2 protein-coding genes are annotated in these 3672 nt (G+C 45.2%); both read left to right on the top strand.

Annotated elements, in window-relative coordinates; all coding sequences use genetic code 11:
- On the top strand, window positions 1–260 hold a 260-nt coding region (locus QN379_RS23175; RefSeq protein ID WP_323507734.1), incomplete at its 5' end, for a hypothetical protein.
- 840 nt (window positions 261–1100) lie between these two features.
- The gene (locus QN379_RS23170; RefSeq protein ID WP_323507733.1) at window positions 1101–3617 is read left to right on the top strand and encodes a hypothetical protein; all 2517 of its coding nucleotides are present in this window, start codon (window positions 1101–1103) and stop codon (window positions 3615–3617) included.
- The last annotated feature ends 55 nt before the right edge of the window (window positions 3618–3672 follow it).

The raw sequence follows: 3672 nt of genomic DNA, 5'->3' as shown, positions 1-3672 counted from the left end.
CTATCAATCAGGAACGCTTTGATGGTTTTGTAACAAAATTGTTCGAAGGGCCACCTGATGAAAAAATTAAGGCGTTTATGATGCCCGACATATTTGTATCATGGCTTCAACACATGTTGAAAACACTGCCCACTGGAGACGCTCAACCATCAAATTTTAGACATAAACGCGAGTCCTCACCTAACCCTTTAGATGCTCAAATCCAAAAACTTCTGGTACGTGAATTGTTTGACGCAAGCCGACGCAAAAAAAACACCTGATGTCGCACCCATGGATTTGATGTGTGTTAGCTGTCAGGTCGTTATGCAATATCAAAAATTCATGAAGGCCTATCGACTTTATTTTAACTAAAAAACCGAAATCGCTATTGCTAGTGTTGCGAATATACCTATGCGTTGAGCCCGTTTGTTGTAACTTATATTGATTCAGTACAAGCCTACATGGTTTGTGACATTCGCAGAATCGCTCCACTACATTACGGTTTCGGTACTACTGGCAGTATTCTCTTTGTTCGTTCCAGTTTTCTGTCGCTTGTTGCATATCAGCTCTCTCTTGAGCATAACAAATTAGACTTTCGTTCTCGTCCTAACGACAGATGAAAATGGCAATGATAATTTAGATAAACCACCGCAATTAAACAATGTCGCCTCGTACTTTTTTGAACCACTTTCTTTTGCGTTCAGAAGGACATGAAATTCTTTTTTAGTTGGTATGAGAAGAGACGAACAGCCTACCTCATTTTGATTTTTACCATCTTCACTCAGCTATCACCGAGCAGTTTTAAATGGCATGACCTCACTGAAAGCGCAATTAAATATCCGTGAACATGCGCAGAAAAGTCAGTGCTTTACAACCTCTAAGTTGTTCATAGTTACCGGTTATTAACATCATCAAAGGATGCTCATGGGTCTCGTCATCTCCACTCCCTCAACCCTAACCTCTTTTAAGAGCTCCGCAGCTCGACGACAGGGTACTAGCCCTGGCACTCCATCCCAATTCAGTACGCGATTCAAAAGCTGTAACGGTTCTGAAACGTCCCTGCATCGCGTGAATTCACCGCATTCAAAAGCACCTAGACTAAAGCGCAAAGAACGCATTGGGTGAGAAATAAAGCTGAAAAGATAGCCCAACAACAGGAACAACAAAGAACGGCGGCAATTCGAGAGATGAACACGCCTATATTGCAGGACTCAATCCGCCCACTAATCGGTAAAACAGAATTGGCCCATGCAGTTTTAGGGCTAGTCACTGGAATTAATCCCATGCCAATTTGGTCGGCTTACCGTGATCATCCTGGCATGCACTTTCCTGTGTTGGCGAATACAACTGGACGGACGTATCTGGTGGGACCTATCGAACGCGAAAACACTAGTACTGCGAAGGTCGAACCGTCGCACTTACCGACCTTGAAAGACATCGGAAACAGCCTTTCAGAATCTGACAAGCATATAGACGACCACCTACAAAAGTTACCGGGTTCGCGGAGGTTATTGCAGGTAGCCAAGGATGCGCCTGTCTTTTTGAAGAGTCCATATCGGCCGCCAGATGATGAAGCTAAACAAGAGACATCTGCTTCTTTGATCAGAAGCTCCTCTCCCCCGGCACCGACGGTAACTGCAGCTCCGGGTTCCACTCCTGTTACTACCAGCATCGCAAAATCCTCATCTCCTACAAATCAGGCTTATGCTTCGATAGACAAAGCAGCGATGTTGAGCGGCATAAACGCTTACCAACACTGGCCTACGAACGTCCCGCAAGACGAGCGATTAAAGGGTATCGCATTCCAGCGACATAATGATCATATCTCAAATGTTTATCAGCTTCTGGACGCGTTCGCGCCGTTAATGCCACGTACATGGGGAAACAAGGTATCGGTGGATCAGTATGAGTACGCGATGTTGAAATATGCGATGCAATCCCATCGTTTTTCTGCTGATGGCGGAGGCGCTCGGATTGACCCTGCAGAACCGCAGCCAGCCAAACAGCAGGCAGAACTGCAAAACGACGTCGCGAAGTTATTTTTCAGTGCTTTAGTACAAATAAATGGATCATCTAGCGCGCAAAGCTTAGAGGATTTTGTACACGACCATGTAAGCGCGGAACTAGACACTAATCCTACACTGGATAAATTGTCCAAATTTGCAGTTCGTACCAAAGCGACGGTTCTTCAGCGGCTAGCATTGCCAGCGCTCTCGCTGAGTGGAGCCGATCGTAACCGGTTCAATACACTCACAAGGTGGTTTGCCGAGGCGGTATTAATTGATATTGATCCTTTGTTCAGCACACGACTTAACATTGAGCATGCTGATTTTCGCCATACGCCGTACCACAGCCATGACAGCACATTAATGAGCATCGGGGCGGGATTTATTAATCAATTTCCAGCTAAAACTAGCCAGGTCCTTACGCCCGCAGTTTTACGTGAGGCGGGACTGCATAGTGTGATTGATATGTCTCCTTCGGCATGGCCATCTGCCACTGGACAAGCGCTGATGCGCTCCTACAATTGGCAGACAAAAAATATATCGGGTGAGCGTTTGGGAACGCCATCTGAACGGATAAAGTTCGCACTTGCGACCTTAATTGCACCTGACATACCAAAGATCCGACTCATGCAGGAAGTCGAAATTAATGAGGAGGAATTCTTATTAAGTGTGAATGATCGGTTTAATGGAGATGCGCTCCACAAACTGCAATCCAAGAATGCGTTAAATAAACTTAAACTCAGCAAATATAATTTATACAATTACGGCCTAGAGCATTTACCTTTATGGGATCGAGAGAACTTAATCGCATCAGGTAATGCTGCGCAATTAGAAGTGTTTGTGCCGAAAGTAATTTTGTATGAAGCCAAACATGCTGATGTCTCTTATAAAGCCGTGTTTAATGCAACATCAGGCCTCATTATACGAACCGGTTCAATAAACAACGATGCGCCTTCTGACTATTATTTATTTTCCGAAGAGCGCTCGTGGGGATCGCCCGTCGTTTCAAAAATTACGGAACAAATACATCAAGCCGGTAGTGTCAATAAGTATGTGAACGAAAATCATGCCAGCTTTACCAGCGGGGTTCGGTTCCATCCATCCAATCACACCACCTTCGAGGCTACATCTACCTTTATCCATGCAGAGAATTTTGACAAAATTGCCAGAGTCGTGAGTGGCTTACAGAGCTTTTCGCCGACAATACATGAAAGGTTTACTGATGCCTCCCCTTCGCAACCACTGTCTCCAACGTTAACTGAAGAAATCTTTCACTCCGAAATTTATGCACTTGGAAAATTTATTATTGGGATGATTCCGGGAGGTAATTGCGTGATCGCCATCATGGATACTGCAGAAATGATCGCACTGCCGGCAAAAACCGAGGATGGTAAAGCCGAGCAAGGATTAGCGGTAGAGATGGATGCGCTATTTTGCTTTACCGGACTGGTTAAAGCTGATCAGGCGCGTTATCTAATACCCTCTGTTCGTACTCCTTTTAACTACAGGTCACCGAACGAATTTGCTGCATCTAAGGCTACAGAGCATCTTTCAAAACAACCTCCCGAAATAAGCCCAAAAGCCGGCTTACCGATAGAACACACGAAACTTTGCGTATTCTGGTCAACGTGACCGCTCATTCTGGCCGATCGTGACCGCTGCGCCTGCGATGTTGTTACGCGGTTAA

This window comes from Glaciimonas sp. Gout2 (genome assembly GCF_035018905.1).
Taxonomy (GTDB): domain Bacteria; phylum Pseudomonadota; class Gammaproteobacteria; order Burkholderiales; family Burkholderiaceae_D; genus Glaciimonas.
Note: the sequence above shows the minus strand (reverse complement) of the source record. Positions and strands in the feature narration are given on the sequence as shown.